We start from the raw sequence: 20,616 nt of genomic DNA, 5'->3' as shown, positions 1-20,616 counted from the left end.
CCAGTGGTAGGCGGCCAACATGGGCGAACAACCGCTGACCACACCTGCGTGAGCCGCCCGTCGATCGCTTACCGGTTGCCGACAGCTGACCAGAGGTCGCCCCGGCGGCCCGAGCGGAAGCGCTTTCGATCATTGGACCAGATGGTGGGGTTGCGGTCAGCGGCGCTGCGCCAGGTGGTCGAGCAGGTGGGCGTGGCGGAACTGGTAGACCGCTCCCGCCTGGCGCAGGACGCCGCGACGGTGAGCGTCCTGCCAGAACGCGAGCATCCGGGTCGGCTGGCGGCGACCGAGAAGTAGCGGCAGCCGGGCGTAGATGAGCCATCGCCCCCAGGCCCGACCGAACAGGGCGTAGGTCAGGCCGTACCCGACGCCGACGAGGAATCCGCGCACGAAGGCGGGGCCGACCGGTGGATCGCCGGGTGCGATGTCGGCAAGGCCCGTGGCGAGGACGCCGATCAACACTCCGGTCATGGCCGTGACAACGAGCGCGTCGGCCACGGTGACCCGGCGGTCGGCGGCGAGGAGCCGGGCGACGCCGGTCCGGCTGCCCCGTCCGCTGACCGGCCGCCGGAGCCGGTCCCGGACCGCGTCGAGCCCGAAGACCCATCCGCCCATGAGTACCGCCAGCAGCGGGTACAGGGCGAGTGGCCGCTGCTGGGGCTCCGTGAGCGGCGTCGGCTTCCCGATTGTGGTCACTATCGCGATGCCGAACCCGATGCCGAGGAGCATGTACAGTCCCACGCCCCAACTGCGGGCGGTTCCGCCGAGGTCACGCAGTCGATGCCCGGGCGGCGTGCCGTACGGCTCGCCCGAGCGCAGATTCATGGTCTGGAGCCCGGCCGCGGCACCGAGCAGGCCGCCGACGCACAGCACGAGGAGGGAGCCGACACTACCGAGCAGATCGCCGAGCAGCAGGACGGGCAGCACCCCTGCCGTCACGGCGAACGCGGCCACCGCGGTCCACGCCCGCACGCCCACCGCGGTGACCGTCTCCAGCCGCCACCACGCGATGTCCGTCGTCCCGGTCCGGTGTAGAAGCCGCGCGAGGTAGCCGAGCCACGAGTCCGCCTTCCTCGCTGTGTACTTGCCGCGCAGCCATCCGGGCCGCGGGCCGTCGTCGCGATAGGCGGCGGCGAGGTAGGAGCGCAGCAGATGCTCCTCGATCGCGCGACGGCCGTCGAGTCGCAGCAGGTCGCCTGGGTCGCCGCCGGGGACGTCGTAGACAGTGCGCGCGAGGTACACCATCAGAGGTGTCTGCAGCAGCGGTGCCACGCCCTCCCAGCGTGTCGCGTCGGTGAAGCGGCCGGCCGCGAGGTACGGGCCGGCGAGCGCTCCCGTGACCGTGCCCAGCGTCACGACAGCCGCCCGTGGTATGGGTGCGCCGGCCGCTGCTACCACCTCGGCGTAGACATCCCTGACGCTCGTCAGCACGAACGGCCGATCCCAGACCTCCTGCTCGAGCGTCTCGACGGCCTTCGTCCGATTCGCGCTGGGCATCTCGTCGAGGCCGTCCAGCAGCGGTACGACATGCCCGCGCTCGACGAGCAGCCGCGCGGCCTGCGGCTGGACCAGGTCCGGATACTGCCCCGCGAGGTCCCCCGCCAGCCACTCGTCGAGCGTCTGGTCGAACGGATCCCACCGGGTGAGCGCGAACGGCACCAGGGAACGGCTGCCCTCGTCCTGACGTGAAGCGAGCATCGTGAGGGCCGCGCTCTTGCCGGCCTCGGGCTCGCCGAGGACGATCAGCCGGCCGGAGGGCAGCGCGCGGTACAACTCCCCGATGTGGGTCACGTCGCGGGGTCTCGGCAGCGAGGCCTTCGACCGGCCTTTGATCTGCGACGACGGTGCAACGAGTTGTCCAGTCTCGTAGACCAGCGGCATCCGGATGGCGTCCGGTGTGGCCAGCCCCAGGCGGTTTGCCTCCCGCTGCCACTGTCGGCGCATCTCCGCGTTGAGCTCGGCCGCGGCGGCCAGCAGATCCGCCGCGGTGACGAGTGCGGTCGGCTGCCGAGCAGCGCGACGCCGATCGTCGCGGCAAGGGCGACGATCGCGGCGACCCAGTCGACCTTGCCGTTGTCGACAACCACGTTGGTGGCAACCCCGCCCAGCACGGTAATCCCGCAGATGACAGGGAGACGCGCAACTCCGCCACCCCAGCGCCGCATGCGCCCATTCTCCACGGCGAGGGGGCACGCCTGTAGACCCCCGTGCGCACTCTCGTCGGCTACTCGTTTCATAGACCTGCGACCGTGGCCCGGCCAGGCTTCGGTCGAGGCACCCGGGCTGTCGCTCTCACCTCGGCTGCCCACGCTGGTCGTGTGGCTCTCGTCGCCCGACCGGCTCCTGGCCGATGGCGAGCAGGTCGTCGACGTCCTGCCGAAGCTGTCCGCCCGGGCGCGGGTCTTCGCCACCGGCCGGGGCCGCAGAACCGACGCCACTGACGCCGATGTCGAGGGGGCGCTACCCGAACGCGGCCTGTTCCAGGATCTCGACGACCAGCCAGATCGTGTCGTCACCACCCAGGTCGTGGTTCACCACAGCGCCCTCATGATCCGCCAACCGAATTGCCACACCAGGTCAACCGCATACCGGGACTCGTCCCTTCGCCAGGGTGCCGACAGGTCAGGGGCCGGTGCGGCCCGTTGCGCGGCATGACAATGACAGGGGTCGGTCGGTGCGCAGGTTTGCGATTGTTCACGAAGACGCCGACGCACTTTTCGCTGAATAGTTTCCTCACCATGTTTTCCGATTCCCCTGCAAATTCGGGGAACGATTTCTAGGAGGGGAAGATGCTCAAACGTCGCGTGTTCGGCATCGGGCTCGCCGCACTGCTGGCGGTCTCCGTGGCCACCGTTGCCACTCCGGCCAGTGCGGCAGAGTCCGCGACAGGTGCCGGGACGATCCCACAGCCGGTGCTCGCAGCGGCACAGGCTCTGGCCGGGGAGCAGGCCGCAGCGACGACGCCCACGTTCAGCCGGAAGCCGACCGCTCGTGGGCCGGCCATGGCGGCCGCCGAGAATGTGATCACCTGCACCGCACGGGCCCAGTACCCACATGCGTCGACCGGCGGCAACGGCATCCCGGGCAGCATCGACGGCAAGGCCGATTCGTGGTGTGACGCGCCAATCCCGTACATCGGTGCTCAGGCCGAGTTGTACCAGTACGTCCCAGGCAGCGGCTTCTTCCTGGTGTCGGTCGGAGGCCTGAACTCCGGTCCTGGCAACAAGACGTACACAGGTGTCGCCTTCACGATCTGCCAGAGTGTGCCGAACTACTACGTCACCAAGGGCATCCACACGTACACCGCTCCCGGCGGCTACTACCCACCGTCACTGACGATGACGACACAGTCGCCCATCGTGCAGGTCACCTGCTGAGGAGGCCGGACTGATCAAGCCGGTCGACCGTCGCGGTGCCAGCGGCGGTCGACCGGCTACGCCCGGCCTCGTCATGCCTCCCGCAGCCGGTCCGCGAACGCCCAGGCGACGGCGGCGGTCAGGATCCGCACGCCGAGGGTCGAGGCCGGACGCAGCCCGATCAACTCCTCCACGCGTCGCAGGCGATAGTCGAGCGTGCGGGTGTGCACACCAAGCGTCCGTGCCGTCGCCGGTCGGGACATGTCGTGCAGGTAGTACGCGTCGAGGGTGCGGATCAGGTCCGGGCCGGCTTCGAGTCGGGTGATGAGCTCCCGCAGCCAACCGTCCATCTGGGGCGAGCGGGCGGCTCCGAGTTCGACGAACCTGTCCGCGACGCTGTAGAGGTGCTGGGGCATTCGCTCCGCCGACGTCAGTCGGCTGATCTGTCGTGCCTGCTCCAGCACACCGGCCAGCTGGCCCACGGGCCCGAGGGCAGCGCCGGCGGCGCACTCACGGCCGGAGTCCATGGCGACGCCGCGGACCAGGTCCAGGGTGCGATCCGCCGCCGGACCGTATACGCCACCGTCGACAAGCCATGCCGACGTGCCCGCCGGCGCGTCGACCGATGCCGGCGTGACAAGTACCAACTCCGCCGGCCCGAGCCAGGACATCGGGATCCGCCAGGACGCCAGAACCGCAGCGACGATGCGCTTCCGAGCCGGCGCGGTCAGGCCCGGCGGGTCGAACCCAACAACAGTCACCAGCCAGTGACTCGCAAGACGTACGCCGGCCGCCCGAGCGATGCCCGTCGGCGGTGGTTCGTCGTCGGCCAGCAGCGATCGCGCGAGCATCTGGACCTGAGCCGACATCGACCAGGCCTGTGCGACGCCGACAACGTACCCGTCCAGGTAGGCACCGCGGGCCCGGTTGCCCTCCCGCCCGAGCCAGTTGGCCATGTGGAGCACGTCCTCGGTGTTGGCCGCAGTAGCGGTCTCCACCACATCGCGCAGCATCAGTGCGGTATGGGTGCTGAGCGCCTGCCGCTGCGACGCCAGCGAGAGCCGGTCCTCGCCGCGTCGTCGGCCGACGTCGCCGATGGCCGCCAGGTCGTCCTCGTCGAGCGGCGTGTCGTCCCGTACGCGCTCCAGACTCACCAGGCGGATGAAACGCGCGAAGTCGAGCATGTGCGTGAGCTGCTCCGGTGACGGTGACGCGTACTCGGGCACCTCTCGCTGGTAGGTATTGACGGCACGCACAGCATTGACGTCAATCCGCCGTTGGAGCGCCACGATCAGGTCCGGCACGACACCTCCTGCAAGGGACGGCGAACGCATTCGATAGACGTTTGCCGATCCTATCGTCGGACCTAGACGCAAACGGCGACGCGGTGACGGCGGTCCAACACGTCCCAACTGACGAGGGCGCCTGGTGGTGCCGTACCCGGAGACCCTGTCCGTGCTTGGGTGATCAACCTTGCGGTGGCCGAGTGGTGCCTACGCCGTCCGGCCCGGGTGCCGGCGCCCCGGCCCTCACGCTGAACTGAGCCCGTGGGCCGCCGGTGTCCGGCTCAGGCCGCCCCGGATGTCCTCCTCGATCCGCTTCGCGGCGGCCAGCAGCGGCGGGAGCAGCTCTCGACGGATCATCTCGAACGACCCCCGGCTGGCGTGCGCGGAGACGTTCACCGCGGCGATCACCGACCCGTTCTCGCCGTGGATCGGCGCGGCCACCGACCGCAGCCCCTCCTCCAACTCCTGGTCCACGATGGCGTACCCCTGGGCGGCGATCTTCGTCAGGATGGCGCGCAGCTTGGCCGGGTCGGTGACGGTGCGCCGGGTCAGCGGTCGCAGCTGCGCGGCGGCGAGGTAGTCGTCCAGCCACTCGACCGGCTGCGCGGCGAGCAGCACCCGGCCCATCGAGGTGGCGTACGCGGGGAACCGGGTGCCGACGCTGATCCCCACCGTCATGATCCGCTTGGTGGGCACGCGGGCGACGTAGACCACCTCGTCACCGTCGAGCACCGACACCGAGCAGGACTCGTGAACCTGCGCGACAAGCGCCTCCATGTGCCGCTGCGCGACCTCGGGCAGGCTCAGGCTGGACAGGTAGGCGTAGCCGAGTTCGAGGATCCGGGCCCGCAGCGAGAAGAGCCGGCCGTCGGTGTGCACGTACCCCAGCTCGACCAGAGTGAGCAGGAAGCGGCGCGCCGCGGCCCGGGTCAGCCCGGTCCGTCTGGCCACCTCGCTGAGCGTGAGCTGCGGATGGTCGCCGTCGAACGCCCGGATCACCGCAAGGCCGCGCTCCAGCGACTGAACGAACTCCGGCGACCTCGTCGCCTCCTCGCTCACCCGGCCTCCTGCCGCAGGGTCTCCCGGGCCACAGTGAACGCCCGGTTCGCCGCCGGTACACCAGCGTAGACGCCGACCTGGAGCAGGACCTCCGCCACCTCCTCGGGGCTGAGCCCGTTGCGCAGCGCGGCCCGGACGTGCATCGCCAACTCCTCGTCGTGGCGCAGGGTGGCGAGCACGGCGAGGGTGACGCAACTACGGGTCCGCCGGTCGAGGCCCGGCCGGTTCCACACCTCCCCCCAGGCGTAGCGGGTGATGAAGTCCTGGAAGTCGGCGGTGAACTCGTCGGTGCCGGCGATCGCCCGGTCCACGTGCGCGTCACCCAGCACCTGTCGACGTACCGTCATGCCGGCGTCGTGCCGCTCGCTGTCGTTCATCCGTCACCACGTCCCTCGTGGAAGTGTTCCAGCAGGAGTCGGCACACCTGCTCGGGTTGTTCGACGTTGGCCAGGTGCGCCGCCGCGTCGACCACCGCCAGCCGGGCCCGTGGGATGCGACCGACGATGTCGCGGGCGTGCTCCACCGGGGTGGCCGGGTCGTCCGCCCCGGCGATGACAAGCGTCGGCGCGGCGACCCGGCCGAGGTCGGGTCGGAGGTCCATCGCGGCTATCGCCTCGCAGCAGGCGGCGTATCCGGCCGGCGACGTCGTGGTCAGCATGGCGCGGTGGGTGGCGACCACCTCCGGCCGCGCCGCCGCGAAGGTCGGGGTGAACCAGCGGGCCACCACCGCGTCGGCGACCGCCGGCAGGCCGTCGGCCCGGACCGTCGCGGCTCGTGCCCGCCACTGCTCGGGTGGACCGAGCGACGCCGACGTGCAGAGCAGCGCCAGCCGCCGCACCCGGTCGGGCGCGTACGTGGCGAGCCACATGCCCACCATGCCCCCGAGGGACAAGCCCGCGTAGTGGACCCACGGCACGTCGAGGTCGTCAAGCGTCCGCAGCAGCTCCCGGCCCAGCAGGTCCAGGGTGTACGGTCCGGGCGGCACCGCCGAGCGCCCGTGGCCCAGGTGGTCGTACCGGATGACCCGGAACCGTTGGGCGAGCGCCGACAGCTGGGGTTCCCACATGGCGGCGGTGGTGCCGAGGGAGCTGCCCAGCAGCAGCACCGGCGCGGCGGCCGGGCCGTCGACGGTGAGATGCAACCGGGTGGTCATCCGCGCGCTCCCCGGACGGCGGCCAGGGCACTGTCGACGAACCGGCCGGCCGAGCCGAGCCAGCGGTACGGGTCGAGCGCCTCGGCCAACTCCGTGTCGGACAGGTGGGCACGGACGTCGGGGTCGGCGAGCAGCGCGGCGCGGAACGAGGGCGCGGCGGCGGCGCGGGTCACCAGATCGTGTGCGACGCGGCGGCCGACGGCGGGCGCCAGTCGGGCGACGACCGCCTCGGCGAGCAGGAGCCCGCCGGTCGCGTCGAGGTTCTCCCGCATCCGCTCCGGGCGGACCTGGAGCCCGGCCAGCATCCGAGCGCACCGGGCGGTCGCGCCACCGGTCACGTGCAGCAGATCGAGCAGCGGCTCCCACTCGGCGTGCCAGCCGCCCGCGGCCCGCTCGTGCTCCTGCACCGCCGTGGCGAACAGTGTGGCGACGAGACCCGGACCGCGTCGTGCCGCGGCGGTGACGAGGATCGAGTCCACCGGGTTGCGCTTGTGCGGCATGGCCGAGGAGCCGCCTCGTCCGGCGCCGCCCTCGGCGACCTCACCCACCTCGTTCTGGGCGAGCAACCCGACGTCGAGCGCGATCTTGCCGGTGGCCACCAGGAGCCCACCGAGGGCGGCGGCCAGATCGAGCCAGGGTTGACGGCGGGTGTGCCAGGGCAGCGGGCTCGGCGGGAGGCCCAGGTGCGCCGCGAACCGTTCGGTGACCTCGGCGCCGGCCGGGCCGAACGCGGCAAGGGTGCCGACCGCGCCGCCGAGTTGCGCGGGCTGCGCGGCGCGGGCCTGACGCAGTCGGTCCCGGGCCTGGGCCAGACCGGTCAACCAGCCGGCGGCCTTGAGCCCGAAGGTGCTGGGTGCCGCCTGCTGCCCGAGTGTCCGGGCGACCATCACGGTGTCCCGGTGCGCGTCGGCCAGCCGGGCGGCGGCCTCCACTGCGACGTCGAGGTGAGTCAGCAGCGGCCCGAGCGCCCGCACCGCCACCAGGACCAGCGCGGTGTCCAGCACATCCTGGCTTGTCGCTCCGGAATGCACCCAGGCCCGGGCGTGCTCCGGCACGGCGGCGGTCAGCTCGCCCACGAGCGGGACGACCGGGTTGCCGGTGGCGTCGGCGGCCCGGCCCAGCGCCGCCGGGTCGTACCGCTCGGCGCGGCACTGCGCGGCGATCGCGTCGGCCGCCGGTACGGGCACGACGCCGGCGTCCGCCGCGGCGCGGGCGAGCGCGGCCTCCACGTCGAGCATCGCCTGGAGCACTGCCGAGTCGCTGAGTTCCGCGTCGACGTCCGGGGTGCCGGAGAGGCCGCCGAGCAGGCCGTCAGAGGGCGAAGAAGACTGTCTCATGGTCGCCCTGAAGGTGGATGTCGAACCGGAGCCCGTCCGGGGCGGGACTCGCCAGCAGGGTGCCACGGCGGTCGGCGTCGACGCTGCGCAGCACGGGGTCGGCGGCGTTCGCCGTCGACTCGTCGGGAAAGTAGAGCCGGGTGACGAGGCGGTGCAGCAGCCCACGCCCGAAGACCGACAGGGTCAGGTGGGGGGCTTCGGTGCCGCCGTCCGGCTCGGGCAGCGCACCGGGTTTGACGGTAAGCAGCCGGTAGCACCCCTGCCCGTCGGTCTCGCTCCGCCCGAATCCGCGAAAACCCGCGAGCGCGGGCGGCCGGGCACCCCGAGGGTCGTCCGGATGGTCGAACCGGCCCTCCGGGTCGGCCTGCCAGCTCTCCACCATCGCGTCGACCACAGGCGTCCCGGTGCCGTCGACGATCCGACCGCTGATCCAGAACGCGCCCGGCGTGCCCTCGGGCACCACGTACGGGCCGTCGGGCCAGTGCAGACCGATGTGCAGGTACGGCCCGACGGTCTGCGCGGGCATGACGCCCAACTGCTCACTCATCGTCGTCCTCGTCCTCGAAAGGAGTGCTCTCCCGGCCGCGCAGCACGATGTCGAATTCGTACGCCAGCGCCCACTCCGGTGTGGTGGCGGCGTGGTCGTACCGGGCGATCATCCGTGCCCGGGCGGCCGGGTCGCGGACCGAGTTGAAGACCGGGTCCTGGAAGAAGAGCGGGTCGCCAGGGAAGTACATCTGCGTCACCAGCCGTTGGGTGAACGCCCGGCCGAAGAGGGAGAAGTGGATGTGCGCCGGCCGCCAGGCGTTGTCGTGGTTACGCCAGGGGTAGGCGCCGGGCTGAACGGTGACGAACCGGTAGCGCCCCTGGTCGTCGGTGAGCGCCCGGCCGACCCCCTCGAAGTGGGGGTCGAGCGGCGCGGGCCAGGTGTCCCGTGCGTGGCGGTACCGACCTGCGGCGTTGGCCTGCCAGATCTCGACAAGCGTGTGGGGTACCGGCCGGCCGTCACCGTCGAGGACCCGCCCGTGCACGATGATCCGCTGTCCCTGCGGCTCGCCGTCGTGCTGGCGGGTCAGGTCGTGGTCGAGCGCACCGACCCGCCCCTCGCCCAGCAACGGCCCGGTGATCTCGGTCAGCCGCTGCGGCAGGTAGACCAGTGGGTGTCTCGGCGCCCGCGCCACTGTCGACTGGTAGCCGGGGCTGAGCAGGGGCGGGTGGGCGTCGACATCGTCGCGCCGGTACCGCGGTAGCACCAGAGCACTGTCCGCCTGGGTGTCCTGGGTGGTCACTGTCGTCTCCCGTCGGACTTCGTCGCCTCCAGCGCCCGCAGCACCGCGAGTTCGCGTGCCGTCGGCGGCGTACCGGTGGCCAGTCCCCGGGCGACGGCGAGGTCCCAGCCGGTGGCCGCCCGCGCCTGGTCCTGGGTCACGCCGGGGTGCAGGTGGGTAAGTGTGAGTTCGCAGGTGACCGGGTCGGGTGCGAGGACGCCGAGGTCGGTGATCACCACTCGGGGGCCTCCGCCGCGCAGACCGAGTCGTTCCCGGTCGCCGGGGCCCGTCCCGTACCCGACCGAGGTGACGAAGTCGACCCGTTCGGTGAACGTCCGGAGGTCCTGCCGGACGATCACCACGACCTCGCCGCAGGAGGCGGCGATCTCCGGGGCGCCACCGGCGCCGGGCAGCCGGACCGTCGGGGCGTCGTAGTCGCCGCCGACGACGGTGGTGTTGATGTTGCCGTAGCGGTCGATCTGCGCGGCGCCGAGGAAGCCCACGTCGATCCGACCGGGCTGGAGCCAGTAGTTGAACACCTCGGGCACCGAGACGACCGCGTCAGCGGTGTCGGCGAGGATCCCGTCTCCGATGGAGAGCGGAAGCCGGTCCGGTTTCGCGCCGAGGCACCCGGATTCGTAGATGAGCACCAGGTTCGGGGCGTGGGTCGCGCGGGCGAGGTTCGCCGCGGTGCTGGGCAGCCCGATCCCGACGAAGCAGGCGGTGCCGTCGCGTAGTTGCCGTGCGGCGGCGACTGTCATCATCTCGTCCGCGGTCCAGTCCGTCATCGCGTTCCCTCGCTCGCTGCGCTGGCTCACGCCGCCGCGCCGGCCCTGTGCACGTGCTCGTCCAGCCAGGCCCGGAAGGTGTCGCGGTGCCGGCTGACCGCGTCCCAGTCCCGGTAGAAGTCGTTGTCCCGCACCGAGTAGCCGTGGGCGTAGGAGGGGTGCGCGCCTCCGGGCACCTCGGCCACCGCGGTGACCGCCCAGCCGGGCAGGATCACCTGCCCGGGTACGGGTTCCCACTCGTCCACGATCTCCTCGACTGTGACAAGTGAGCGGTGGGCGGCGAGCACCGCCTCCTTCTGCACCCCGGTGATGCCCCACATCTGCACGTTGCCGTTCCGGTCGGCGCGCTGGGCGTGCACCACCGTCACGTCCGGACGCAGGGCGGGGACGGCGGTCAGCGTCTCGCCGGTGAACGGGCAGGTGATGGGCCGGATGTTTGTGGTGTGCCCGGGCAGGTCGGTGCCGGTGTAGCCGCGCAGGACGGCGAACGGCAGCCCGGACGCCCCGGCGACGTACCGGTTGGCCATGCCCGCGTGACTGTGCTCCTCCAGGTCGAGTGGGCGTGGCCAGGCGTGCTGCACGGCGTCCCGGAAGCGGTGCAGCGACCCGACGCCCGGGTTGCCACCCCACGAGAAGACCAGGCGACGGGCACAGCCCGCCCCGATGAGCTGGTCGTAGATGACGTCGGGGGTCATCCGCACGAGGGTCAGATCCTGCCGCCCCTGGCGGATGATCTCGTGACCGGCGGCGAACGGAATGAGGTGGGTGAACCCTTCCAGGGCCACCACGTCGCCGTCGCGGACCAGGTCCGCCACGCCTTCTGCCAGCGAGACGAGCTTCGCCATGGGCCTCCCCGCCTCCCGCCCGAACCGTGCCGCGGCAGCCGTTCGCTATGCGGACTGCCGTACTCATCTCGAACGTACGACGGAGAACGACATCCGTCAACGACAGGCCGGACCGCCGTCCACAATGCACCGCAGTCATGCCGGGCGATGCGTTGACGCGAGCCGGGCCACGTGCCAACGTTCATGAAGAGAACGGCCGTTCGGTCAGCGAACACCTTCGGGCCCTTCGTGAGCGGAAGTCCGCCCAGCCCACCGGCCCCACGCTCCGAGGAGGACCGCCATGACACTGCTTGACGTCACGACCTGGCAGGGCACCCTGCACAGCGACGGCTGGGTGGAACCGGCCGGCGGCACGGCACCCGTGCGATCCCCCGCCACCGGCGAGGAGATCGGCCAGGTCGGCGTGGCGAACGCCGAGGACGTGACGCGCGCCTGCGCCCGCGCCGCCGCCGCCCAGCGCGCCTGGGCCGCCACCAGCTACACCGAGCGGGCCGCTGTGCTGCGCCGGGCCGGGCAGCTGTTCGAGCGGCACGCCGCCGAGATCGGCGACTGGATCGTGCGGGAGGCCGGGTCCGTCCCACCCAAGGCCGGCGTCGAGACCGACACCGCGGCGCAGGAATGCTACGAGGCGGCGGCGCTGGCCTCGCACCCGCTCGGCGAGATCATCCCCAGCGCGCAACCGCGGCTGAGCCTTGCTCGCCGGTTGCCCGTCGGCGTCGTCGGGGTCATCGCGCCGTTCAACTTCCCGCTCATCCTGGCCACCCGGTCCGTCGCCCCGGCCCTGGCGCTGGGAAACGCCGTGGTGCTCAAGCCCGATCCGCGCACCGCGGTCTGCGGCGGAGTCTCGATCGCCCGGGTCTTCGAGGAGGCCGGCCTGCCCGCCGGGCTGCTGCACGTCCTTCCCGGCGGCGTCGAGGTCGGCGAGGCGCTGGTGGCCGACCCGAACGTACGGGTGGTCAGCTTCACCGGGTCCACCGCCGCCGGTCGCAAGGTCGGCGAGGCGGCGGCACGTCACCTCAAACGCGCACACCTCGAACTCGGCGGCAACTCGGCGCTGATCGTGCTCGACGACGCCGATCTGGACCTCGCGGTCTCCGCCGGCGCCTGGGGGTCGTTCCTGCACCAGGGCCAGATCTGCATGACCACCGGACGGCACCTGGTGCACGAGAGCCTGTCCGAACGGTACGTCGAGCGGCTGGCGGAGAAGGCGAACCACCTGCCGGTCGGCGATCCGGCGAAGGAGCAGGTGGCACTGGGGCCGATCATCGACGAGCGCCAGCGCGACAAGGTCCACGCACTGGTCACGGCGAGCGTCGACGCGGGCGCCCGACTGGCGGCCGGGGGCACGTACGAGGGGCTGTTCTACCGGCCGACGGTGCTCACCGACGTCACCCCCACGACCCCGGCGTACGCCCAGGAGGTCTTCGGCCCGGTCGCGCCGGTGATCACCTTCGCCGACCAGGACGAGGCAGTGCAGTTGGCCCGGCAGACCGAGTACGGCCTGTCGCTGGGGATCCTGGGCCGCGACGTGATGAGGGCGATGGCCCTCGCCGACCGGATCCCCAGCGGGATCGTGCACATCAACGATCAGACGGTGAGCGACGAAGCAGTGGCGCCGTTCGGTGGGGTGGGGGCGTCCGGCACCGGCTCCCGGTTCGGTGGGGCCGCGGCGAACGTCGAGGCGTTCACCGAGACCCAGTGGCTCACCGTGCAGGGCACCATCACGCGGTACCCGTTCTGACGCCGGGAGGAGAGGAGCATGCCGGGAATGCGTACCCAGGTCGGCATCGTCGGCGCCGGGCCGGCGGGACTCATGTTGTCGCACCTGCTGCACCTGCGCGGAATCGAGTCCGTGGTGCTGGAGAGCCGCAGCCGCGACCACGTCGAGCACCGGCTCCGGGCCGGGGTCCTCGAACAGGGCTCTGTCGATCTGCTCTGCCGCAGCGGCGTCGGTGAGCGGCTGCAACGGGAGGGACTGCGCCACGAGGGCATCGAGCTGCGCTTCGCCGGGGAGTCGCACCGGGTGCCGATGGCAGACCTGACCGGGCGGGCGATCACCGTCTACGGGCAGCAGGAGGTGGTCAAGGACCTGATCGCCGCCCGACTCGCGGCCGGTGGCGCGATCCTCTTCGAGGCCGAGGCGGTACGCCTGGACGGTCTCGACTCGGACGCGCCGGTCGTCCACTTTCGACGGGACGGGCGCGACGAGGAGTTGCACTGCGATTTCGTGGTCGGCTGCGACGGGTTCCACGGGGTGAGCCGCGGCGCGGTGCCCGAGGGGGTGCTGACCACCTACGAGCGGGCGTACCCCTTTGCCTGGTTGGGCGTCCTCGCCGCCGCGGCGCCGGCGGTGGACGAACTCATCTACGCCAACCACGAGCGGGGCTTCGCCCTCTACAGCATGCGCTCGCCCGAGATCTCTCGGCTGTACCTACAGGTCGCGCCGGACGAGGACATCGCCGCGTGGCCGGACGAGCGGATCTGGGCGGAGCTGCGGGCCCGGTTGGAGACGGTGCCGGGGTGGTCGCTCAACGAGGGACCGATCCTGGAGAAGTCCATCACCGGAATGCGCAGTTTCGTGGTCGAGCCGATGCAGTGGCGGCGGCTGTTCCTGGCCGGGGACGCCGTGCACATCGTCCCACCCACCGGCGCGAAGGGCATGAACCTCGCCCTCGCCGACGTCGCGCTGCTCGGGGACGCCTTCGCCGCGTGGTACGACGGGGGCCGCACCGATCTGCTGGATGGCTACTCGGCCACGGCGTTGCGCCGGGTCTGGCGGGCCCAGCACTTCTCCTGGTGGATGACCTCGATGCTGCACCGGTTGGAGCGCGACGACCCGTACGAGACGAAGCTGCAGACCGCCACGCTGCGGTACGTCGCCACCTCCGAGGCGTACGCCAGGAGCCTGTCCGAGAACTACGTGGGCCTGCCCGAGGTGTGAGCGCGAGCTGGTGCGACGTCGCCACAGCAGAGCGTTGTTCAACTTATTCATGACGGGCGTCAGAAATTCTTGACTTTCAATGCCGGGGTGACTGACCATGGCCAACACAGCGGCGTGCGCCCCCACGCAGCGGTAGTTCGCCTGCAGATCCGAGGCATCCGCCGACTTCCGACGCACCCACCACCCCCGCCCAGGAAGGGCCTCGTCAATGAAGAAGGTAATGGCTCTCGGGCTGATCGCCGCCACCGCGATCGCCCTCACCGGATGCACCGACTCCGACGCGTCCAACCCGTCCGACCAGACCTCGGGCGACCTGCGCAAGGTTCGGGTCGCGGCGCTGCCCATCACCGAGACCGCCGCGCTCTGGGGCGGCATCAAGGCGGGTATCTTCGCCGAGCGCGGGCTCCAGGTCGAGGTGCTGCCCGCCCAGGGCGGCGCGCAGGCCATTCCCGCGCTCATGAACGGCGACATCGACTTCGCTATCGGCCAGCCCTTCGGCCCGTTCCGGGCCGACCTGCGGGATCTCGGCGTCGTCATCATCGGCAACTACGCCTCCTCGTACGCCGACGGCGACGACATCAACGCCGTGGTGGCCTCGGCGAGGTCCGGCATCAAGCGACCGGCCGACCTCGCGGGCAAGCGGGTAGCGGTCAACAGCCTGGGCGCCGCCGGCGACGTGACGATCATGGCAGCGGTCGAGAAGGACGGCGGCGACCCGTCGAAAATCAACTTCGTCGAGGTCGCCTTCCCGGACACCCCGGCCCAACTCCAATCCGGCAACATCGACGCCGCCTGGGTGCCGGAGCCGTTCGTCACCCAACTGAAGAGCCGCGGCGACACCTTCATCGTCGCGCCCTACCAGGCGGTGGTGCCCGGCCTGGCCACGCTCACCACCATCACCACAAAGGAACGCACCGAGAAGGACGCCAAACTGGTCGAGGACTTCACCGCGGCGATGAAGAAGACGTTGGAATGGGCCAAGGACCCTGCCAACGAGGCGGCGCTGCGGCAGGCCATCAAGGACAACCTGGAGCTGCCGCCGCCGGTGGCCGAGTCGGTGCGGCTGCCGGCGTTCGGTTGGGAGGTCGACAGGTCGAGCCTGCAGACGCTCGCCGAACTCGCGCAGAAGTACAAGGTTCTCGACAAGCAACCCAACCTCGACCGTCTCATCCAGCAGCAGTAGCTGGCGCGGTCCCGCCCTCCCCGCCCCCGGACCGGGGAGGGCTTCGCCGCCCGCCTGACGACGGGAGTGACATGCGCGTGTTCCCCACCCGACGCCTGCGCGCCTTACGCAAAGCGATGCTGGGCGTCGTCGGCCTTACCGGGTTCCTCGTCGTCTGGCAGCTGATCCCGACGCTGGGCCTGATCAACCCGCTGTACCTGCCGTACGTGACGGACGTGCTGGCGCGGCTGTTCGAGCAGCTCGTCGACCTCGCGTTCTGGCGACGGCTGGGCAGCACCATGACGTCCTGGGCGATCGGCCTGACGGTGGCGACCGTCGCCGCCGTCGTCCTCGGCACTGTGGTCGGGTTGGTGCCGTTCCTGCGGCGCGCGACGCACACGATTGTCGAGTTCCTGCGACCGATCCCGTCGGTCGCCCTCATCCCACTCGCCGTCCTGATGTTCGGCATCCAGCGGCAGGCCGCCCTCGTCATCATCGTCTACGCGTCGTTCTGGCAGGTGTTCGTGCAGGTGATCTACGGCGTCGCCGACGTCGACGCGGTGGCTCGCGACACCGCCCGCAGTTTCGGTCTGACCCGGCGGGAGCAGTTGTCGCACCTCGTCCTGCCCACCACCCTGCCGTACCTCATGACGGGCCTGCGCCTAGCGGCCGCTGTCGCGCTCATCCTCGCCATCACCGCGGAGATGGTGATCGGTAACCCCGGTCTCGGGCGCATGATCGAGCTGTCCCGGTCCGCCGGGGACGCCACCGGCCTGTACGCGCTGGTAGTGGTCACCGGCCTGCTCGGGCTCACTGTGAACATCGTCTTCCGGTTCATCGAGCGTCGGTTGCTGTCGTGGCACCAGTCGGTACGAGGAGAGGAGCCGTTGTGACCGCGTACACCGGGCGGATCGCCACCCCGGCACGCCGCCGGAGGGTCGGATCCCGGATCGCGGCGAGCCTGCTCTACCCGCTGGGGCTGCCGACGCTGCTGCTGGTGCTCTGGGGTCTGGTGGCGACGAGGACGACGAGTCGGTTCTTCCCCGACCCGTTGACCATCGCCGAAGCCTTCCGGGAAACCTGGGTCGGCCCGGCGTTCGTCGAGGACGTGCTGCCCAGCCTCGCCCGCCTCGGCCTCGGTGTCGCCGGGTCGATAGTGCTCGGCATCGCCGCCGGCACCGTCATCGGCCTGACCCGCTGGTTGCGCGAACTCCTCGAACCGCTGCTGGAGTTCCTCCGGGCCATCCCGCCGCCGGTGCTGATCCCGGTGGTGATGCTCCTGCTCGGGATCACCGACACCATGAAGGTCGTCGTGATCGCCTCCGGCGCGGTCTGGCCGATCCTGCTGAACACGATCGAGGGTGTCCGGGGGACGGACAGCGTCATGACGGAGACCGCGGAATCGTTCCAGGTCACCTGGTGGGAGCGGCTCTGGTTCCTCGTGCTCCCGGCCGCCAGCCCACGGATCATGGCCGGGGTCCGGCAGGCCCTCTCGGTAGCGCTGATCCTGATGGTCATCTCCGAGATGTTCGCCTCCTCCTCCGGCCTCGGCTACCGGATCGCCTACTTCCAGCGCAACTACCTGATCGCCGAGATGTGGAGCGGCATCCTCCTGCTCGGGCTCGTCGGCGTCCTCCTCGCCGTAGCTTTCGGTCTCGTCGAACGGCGCGTGCTGCGCTGGTACCACGGAATCAGGGAGGTCAACCGTGCCTGATCGGAGCGCCCTGCTGCGGGTGGAGCACCTACGGAAGGTCTACGAGTCACCGACGGGGGACGTCGAGGCGATCGGGGACATCAGCTTCACCATGGACGCCGGTGAGCTCGTCTGCATCGTCGGGCCGTCCGGTTGTGGCAAGACCACACTGCTGAAGTGCCTCGCCGGCCTGCTGCGGCCCACCGGCGGCGTGGTCGAGATGGACGGCTCGCCGGTGACCGGGCCCAGCCCGGCGATGGCCGTCGTGTTCCAGGAGTACGGTCGCAGCCTCTACCCCTGGCTGACGGTGCGCGGGAACGTCGAGTTGCCACTGCGGCACAAGAAACTCACCCACGCGGCCCGGAACAAGCTGGTCGTCGACGCTCTTGAAGCGGTGGGCCTCGCGCACGCCGCGCGAAGCCACCCGTGGCAGCTCTCCGGGGGGATGCAACAGCGGGTGGCGATCGCGCGGGCGATCGCGTACCAGCCCGACGTCCTGATCATGGACGAACCGTTCGCCGCCGTGGACGCGCAGACCCGGGCCGACCTGGAGGACCTGGTCCGCGAGCTGCACGCCAGCCGCACCATCTCGGTTGTCTTCGTCACCCACGACATCGACGAGTCGGTGTATCTCGGTCAGCGGGTTCTAGTATTGTCCACGTCGCCGACCTGGGTCCAGGAGGACCTCGCGATCGACCTGCCGCCGGAGCGCGATCAGATCACGACCCGCGCTCTGCCCCGTTTCACGGAACTGCGGACGCACGTCTACGACCAGATCCAGCGGGCCAAGCGCGGGCAGGCTGTGGCCCCGCGATCCGCGCGGTGATCGGCGGGCAGGCCAGCGAGTTCGCCGAAGGGAAGCACTGTGGGTAGTCGTCAGCCGAAGCAGTTGTTGCTCGCCTTCTTCGGCGAGCACGTCGTCGACGCCGCCACGGGACCCATCCGGGCGAGCGCCCTGATCAACGTGCTGGAAGGCGCCGACGTCGCCGCGCCGGCCACCCGCGCGACCCTCGACCGTCTCGTACACAGCGGCATCCTCGCCCGCAGGAGGAGCGGCCGGGAGACGCTCTTCTCACTCACCGAGCACGGGGCCGCGGTGTTGCGCGAGGCGACGTGCCGCGTTCGCGGGCCGCGGCCGTTCGACCCGCAGGGCAGCGGGTGGACCCTTGTCACCTTCTCGATCCCGGAGGGCCAGCGGATGCTGCGGCACCGGCTGCGTTCGACCCTCACCTGGGAGGGCTTCGCGCCGCTGCGGGACGGGCTCTGGCTGGCGCCCGGCGAGGTCGACCTCGCCGGGTCGTTGGAGCGGCTGCGGCAGGACCTCGCGCCCAACACAGTGGTCGCCTTCCACGCCCGCGAACTCGCCGGCTTCCCGATCGGCGAGAGCGTGCGCGCTGCCTGGGACATCGAGGCGATCCGACGCGCGCACCTCGCCTTCATCGAGGTGTGGGACGACCCGTCCGCACTGACGATGGCGCCGAGCGCGCTGACCGTACGAACCATGCTCGTGGCGGACTGGCTCGCGCTGCTGCGCGCCGACCCGAGGCTGCCGGCCGAGTTCATGGACGCGGAATGGCCCGCCGCGAGATCGGTGCGGACCTACCGCCGGATGCACGACGAGCTGGCCGAGGCGTCCGCTGCGGAATTCGCCGAACTCGTCGCGGCCCGGCCGGCGACTAGGCGCCGAACCGGGTCCGCAGATCGGCCTTCCGCACCTTCCCCGACGCCGTCCGCGGCAACTCGTCCACGATGACGACGTTCTTCGGGAGCTTGTAGCGCGCGATCCTGCCGTCCAGGCGGGCCCGCACGGTGGCGGTGTCCACGGACGCCCCCTCCCGGACTGTCACGATCGCCCACGGCACCTCCCCCCAACGCTCGTCCGGCACGCCGATGACCGCCGCCGAGGTCACCCCGTCGACCTCGGTGAGCAGCTGCTCGACTTCGAGCGGGTAGATGTTCTCGCCCCCCGAAATGATCATGTCTTTGAGGCGGCCGGAGATGTAGAGGTACCCGTCGGCGTCCAGGTGGCCGAGGTCGCCGGAGCGGAACCACCCGTCGGCAGTGAACGCCTCGGCGGTCGCCTCGGGCAACCCGTGGTAGCCGGGGAAGACGTTGGGACCGGCCACCTCGATCTCACCGACAGCGCCCGCGGGCAGCACCGCACCTGCCGCATCGGTGATCCGCACGTCGGTGAAGAAGTGCGGCAGGCCGACACTGCCCTGCTTGACGCGGGTCATCGTGGGCGGCAGCGCGGTGGCGCCCGGCGCGGCCTCGGTCATTCCGTAACCCTGGGAGAACGACAGGCCCCGCGCCTCGTACGCGTTGAGGATGCGGGCCGGCACCGCCGAACCTCCGCAGGTGAGCTTCGTCAACGTCGACAGGTCGGTCGACGCCCAGGCAGGATGGTCGGCCAGCAGCTGGTAGGTGGTCGGCACGCCGCTGAGCATGGTGACCCCGTGCCGCTCGATCTGCGCGAGCGCGCGGCCCGGCTCGAAGCCCCTCTCGATGACCATCGTGGCGCCCTTGAGGATGACGGGCAGGGCGCCCATCCCGAGCGAGGCGACGTGGAACAGCGGCGAGATCATCAGGGCGACGTCGGTGGAGACGACGTCATAGTCGACAACACAGTTGAGCGCCACCCAGGTGAGGTTGCCGTGGGTCAGCACCGCGCCCTTGGCCCGGCCGGTCGTACCCGAGGTGTAGATGATCGCCGCCGGATCCTCGTGGGCGGTGTCGGCGTGGTCGGTGAACGGGGTGACGGCGGCCCGGGCCAGGTGGGCCAGCCCGGGCCGGTCCGCGCTGCCCGCACCGTTGACGATGACGTACGGGGTCCCGGCGGTCGCCGCGGCGGAGGCCACCGGCACCGCGAAGTCCGGGTCGTGGATCAGCACCCGCGCGGCACAGTCGGCGAGAACGTAGCCGATCTCGGGTGCGGCGAGCCGGGTGTTGACCGGCACGAAGACCGCCCCGAGCTGCGCCGCCCCGAACATCACCTGGAGGAGTTCCGGGCTGTTCTCGCCCAGGTAGGCAACGGAGTCGCCGTTGCCGACACCCCGCTCCCGCAGGACCGTCGAGATCCGGTCCGCGGCGTCGGCGAACTGGCGGTACGTCATGGGCGACCGGTCGCCGTGGATGATCGCGATCTGGTCCGGGGACTTGAGCCGGCGCTTGGCCAACCAGGCGCCAATTCCGTGCTGGTGCATCATCAATCTCCTGGGGTGGAGGTGGTGTGCTCACCCGGCTCGACGGATGCCCCCGGGATCAGGCGTAGAAGCGGTACAGCCCGCGCGCGACGACCGCCGGCTTGGCCCCTCCCTCGATCTCGATCGTCTGGTCGACGGCGAGCTGGTAGCCGCCGCGGACCTCGACGACCTCGACGACAGTGGCCCGCATCCGCACCCGCGCTCCGACCACTACCGGGGCGGGGAAGCGCACCTTGTCGAGGCCGTAGTTCACCTTCGTGGTCACGCCCTTGACCTCGAGCAGTTCGGTCCAGAAGGGAACCGCCAGGGAGAGGGTGAGGAAGCCGTGCGCGATCGGTGCGCCGAACGGGCCGGTCTTCGCCCGCTCCGGGTCGACGTGGATCCACTGGTGGTCGTCCGTGGCGTCCGCGAACAGGTCCACCTGGTCCTGGGTGACAGTGCGGTACCCGGTGTGGCCGAGATCGGTGCCGGCGAGGTCACCGAGCTGGTCGTAGGTGATGGTCGTCGTCATGGCGTTTCCTCTCG

General features: G+C 71.0%; 20 protein-coding genes. 8 read left to right on the top strand and 12 right to left on the bottom strand.

Features of this window, described 5'->3' with window-relative positions:
• Window positions 1-156: 156 nt before the first annotated feature.
• The gene (locus AB0B86_RS30220; RefSeq protein ID WP_357420269.1) at window positions 157-1,791 is read right to left on the bottom strand and encodes a hypothetical protein; all 1,635 of its coding nucleotides are present in this window, start codon (window positions 1,789-1,791) and stop codon (window positions 157-159) included.
• Between the two features lie 998 nt (window positions 1,792-2,789).
• On the opposite strand from AB0B86_RS30220, the gene AB0B86_RS30215 reads away from it, so the two are divergent.
• Window positions 2,790-3,377, top strand: coding sequence for a hypothetical protein (locus AB0B86_RS30215; RefSeq protein WP_357420268.1), 588 nt, complete (start codon window positions 2,790-2,792; stop codon window positions 3,375-3,377).
• A 71-nt stretch (window positions 3,378-3,448) separates the two neighbouring features.
• On the opposite strand, the gene AB0B86_RS30210 is transcribed toward AB0B86_RS30215, so the two are convergent.
• The 9 genes from AB0B86_RS30210 to AB0B86_RS30170 form a co-directional block, all read right to left on the bottom strand.
• A complete protein-coding gene (locus tag AB0B86_RS30210) occupies window positions 3,449-4,660 on the bottom strand; it encodes a helix-turn-helix domain-containing protein (RefSeq protein WP_357420267.1) in 1,212 nt (403 codons plus the stop codon).
• A gap of 225 nt (window positions 4,661-4,885) precedes the next feature.
• Entirely contained in the window at window positions 4,886-5,701 is an 816-nt protein-coding gene (locus AB0B86_RS30205; RefSeq protein ID WP_357420266.1) for an IclR family transcriptional regulator, read from the bottom strand.
• Complete coding sequence (gene pcaC / locus AB0B86_RS30200) at window positions 5,698-6,078, bottom strand: 4-carboxymuconolactone decarboxylase (RefSeq protein WP_357412126.1); 381 nt, start codon at window positions 6,076-6,078, stop codon at window positions 5,698-5,700. Before pcaC ends, AB0B86_RS30205 begins: the two co-directional genes overlap by 4 nt.
• Window positions 6,075-6,854, bottom strand: coding sequence for a 3-oxoadipate enol-lactonase (gene pcaD, locus AB0B86_RS30195; RefSeq protein ID WP_357420265.1), 780 nt, complete (start codon window positions 6,852-6,854; stop codon window positions 6,075-6,077). Before pcaD ends, pcaC begins: the two co-directional genes overlap by 4 nt.
• Window positions 6,851-8,191: a 3-carboxy-cis,cis-muconate cycloisomerase gene (pcaB, locus tag AB0B86_RS30190; RefSeq protein ID WP_357412124.1), complete on the bottom strand. Its 1,341-nt coding sequence runs from the start codon at window positions 8,189-8,191 to the stop codon at window positions 6,851-6,853. Before pcaB ends, pcaD begins: the two co-directional genes overlap by 4 nt.
• On the bottom strand, window positions 8,166-8,738 hold the full coding sequence (pcaG, locus tag AB0B86_RS30185; protein WP_357412123.1) for a protocatechuate 3,4-dioxygenase subunit alpha: 573 nt from the start codon (window positions 8,736-8,738) through the stop codon (window positions 8,166-8,168). The genes pcaB and pcaG overlap by 26 nt, the downstream gene beginning before the upstream one ends.
• A complete protein-coding gene (gene pcaH, locus AB0B86_RS30180; protein WP_357420264.1) occupies window positions 8,731-9,480 on the bottom strand; it encodes a protocatechuate 3,4-dioxygenase subunit beta in 750 nt (249 codons plus the stop codon). Before pcaH ends, pcaG begins: the two co-directional genes overlap by 8 nt.
• Entirely contained in the window at window positions 9,477-10,247 is a 771-nt protein-coding gene (locus tag AB0B86_RS30175; protein WP_357412121.1) for a CoA-transferase, read from the bottom strand. The genes pcaH and AB0B86_RS30175 overlap by 4 nt, the downstream gene beginning before the upstream one ends.
• A 26-nt stretch (window positions 10,248-10,273) precedes the next feature.
• Window positions 10,274-11,092: a CoA-transferase gene (locus AB0B86_RS30170; protein WP_357412120.1), complete on the bottom strand. Its 819-nt coding sequence runs from the start codon at window positions 11,090-11,092 to the stop codon at window positions 10,274-10,276.
• A 280-nt stretch (window positions 11,093-11,372) separates the two neighbouring features.
• Between AB0B86_RS30170 and AB0B86_RS30165 the strand changes: the two genes are divergently transcribed.
• The 7 genes from AB0B86_RS30165 (at window position 11,373) to AB0B86_RS30135 (ending at window position 18,641) form a co-directional block, all read left to right on the top strand.
• A complete protein-coding gene (locus AB0B86_RS30165) occupies window positions 11,373-12,833 on the top strand; it encodes a benzaldehyde dehydrogenase (protein WP_357420263.1) in 1,461 nt (486 codons plus the stop codon).
• 18 nt (window positions 12,834-12,851) lie between these two features.
• Window positions 12,852-14,033: a 4-hydroxybenzoate 3-monooxygenase gene (locus AB0B86_RS30160; protein WP_357420262.1), complete on the top strand. Its 1,182-nt coding sequence runs from the start codon at window positions 12,852-12,854 to the stop codon at window positions 14,031-14,033.
• A gap of 208 nt (window positions 14,034-14,241) precedes the next feature.
• On the top strand, window positions 14,242-15,216 hold the full coding sequence (locus tag AB0B86_RS30155) for an ABC transporter substrate-binding protein (protein WP_357412117.1): 975 nt from the start codon (window positions 14,242-14,244) through the stop codon (window positions 15,214-15,216).
• Window positions 15,217-15,287: 71 nt separating this feature from the next.
• Window positions 15,288-16,088: an ABC transporter permease gene (locus AB0B86_RS30150; protein WP_357412116.1), complete on the top strand. Its 801-nt coding sequence runs from the start codon at window positions 15,288-15,290 to the stop codon at window positions 16,086-16,088.
• A complete protein-coding gene (locus AB0B86_RS30145; RefSeq protein WP_357412115.1) occupies window positions 16,085-16,909 on the top strand; it encodes an ABC transporter permease in 825 nt (274 codons plus the stop codon). The genes AB0B86_RS30150 and AB0B86_RS30145 overlap by 4 nt, the downstream gene beginning before the upstream one ends.
• Complete coding sequence (locus tag AB0B86_RS30140) at window positions 16,902-17,714, top strand: ABC transporter ATP-binding protein (protein WP_357420261.1); 813 nt, start codon at window positions 16,902-16,904, stop codon at window positions 17,712-17,714. The genes AB0B86_RS30145 and AB0B86_RS30140 overlap by 8 nt, the downstream gene beginning before the upstream one ends.
• Before the next feature lie 39 nt (window positions 17,715-17,753).
• Window positions 17,754-18,641: a PaaX family transcriptional regulator C-terminal domain-containing protein gene (locus AB0B86_RS30135; RefSeq protein ID WP_357412113.1), complete on the top strand. Its 888-nt coding sequence runs from the start codon at window positions 17,754-17,756 to the stop codon at window positions 18,639-18,641.
• Here the strand turns inward: AB0B86_RS30135 and AB0B86_RS30130 are convergent.
• A complete protein-coding gene (locus AB0B86_RS30130) occupies window positions 18,565-20,094 on the bottom strand; it encodes a long-chain fatty acid--CoA ligase (RefSeq protein WP_357420260.1) in 1,530 nt (509 codons plus the stop codon). The two genes, AB0B86_RS30135 and AB0B86_RS30130, sit on opposite strands and share 77 nt — an antisense overlap.
• 55 nt (window positions 20,095-20,149) lie before the next feature.
• A complete protein-coding gene (locus AB0B86_RS30125) occupies window positions 20,150-20,602 on the bottom strand; it encodes a MaoC family dehydratase (RefSeq protein ID WP_357420259.1) in 453 nt (150 codons plus the stop codon).
• Window positions 20,603-20,616 lie beyond the last annotated feature (14 nt).

This window comes from Micromonospora sp. NPDC049047 (genome assembly GCF_040649135.1).
GTDB lineage: Bacteria > Actinomycetota > Actinomycetes > Mycobacteriales > Micromonosporaceae > Micromonospora.
This window is presented reverse-complemented; position numbering and strand designations above follow the sequence as displayed.

What these genes read in the sequence shown, in the direction of transcription:
- AB0B86_RS30175 (WP_357412121.1), bottom strand. Translation starts at nt 10,247, where the DNA reads ATGACGGACTGGACCGCGGACGAGATGATGACAGTCGCCGCCGCACGG.
- AB0B86_RS30165 (WP_357420263.1), top strand. Translation starts at nt 11,373, where the DNA reads ATGACACTGCTTGACGTCACGACCTGGCAGGGCACCCTGCACAGCGAC.
- AB0B86_RS30130 (WP_357420260.1), bottom strand. Translation starts at nt 20,094, where the DNA reads ATGATGCACCAGCACGGAATTGGCGCCTGGTTGGCCAAGCGCCGGCTC.
- pcaD (WP_357420265.1), bottom strand. Translation starts at nt 6,854, where the DNA reads ATGACCACCCGGTTGCATCTCACCGTCGACGGCCCGGCCGCCGCGCCG.
- AB0B86_RS30125 (WP_357420259.1), bottom strand. Translation starts at nt 20,602, where the DNA reads ATGACGACGACCATCACCTACGACCAGCTCGGTGACCTCGCCGGCACC.
- AB0B86_RS30155 (WP_357412117.1), top strand. Translation starts at nt 14,242, where the DNA reads ATGAAGAAGGTAATGGCTCTCGGGCTGATCGCCGCCACCGCGATCGCC.
- AB0B86_RS30215 (WP_357420268.1), top strand. Translation starts at nt 2,790, where the DNA reads ATGCTCAAACGTCGCGTGTTCGGCATCGGGCTCGCCGCACTGCTGGCG.
- pcaG (WP_357412123.1), bottom strand. Translation starts at nt 8,738, where the DNA reads ATGAGTGAGCAGTTGGGCGTCATGCCCGCGCAGACCGTCGGGCCGTAC.
- pcaB (WP_357412124.1), bottom strand. Translation starts at nt 8,191, where the DNA reads ATGAGACAGTCTTCTTCGCCCTCTGACGGCCTGCTCGGCGGCCTCTCC.
- pcaC (WP_357412126.1), bottom strand. Translation starts at nt 6,078, where the DNA reads ATGAACGACAGCGAGCGGCACGACGCCGGCATGACGGTACGTCGACAG.
- AB0B86_RS30150 (WP_357412116.1), top strand. Translation starts at nt 15,288, where the DNA reads ATGCGCGTGTTCCCCACCCGACGCCTGCGCGCCTTACGCAAAGCGATG.
- AB0B86_RS30170 (WP_357412120.1), bottom strand. Translation starts at nt 11,092, where the DNA reads ATGGCGAAGCTCGTCTCGCTGGCAGAAGGCGTGGCGGACCTGGTCCGC.
- AB0B86_RS30160 (WP_357420262.1), top strand. Translation starts at nt 12,852, where the DNA reads ATGCCGGGAATGCGTACCCAGGTCGGCATCGTCGGCGCCGGGCCGGCG.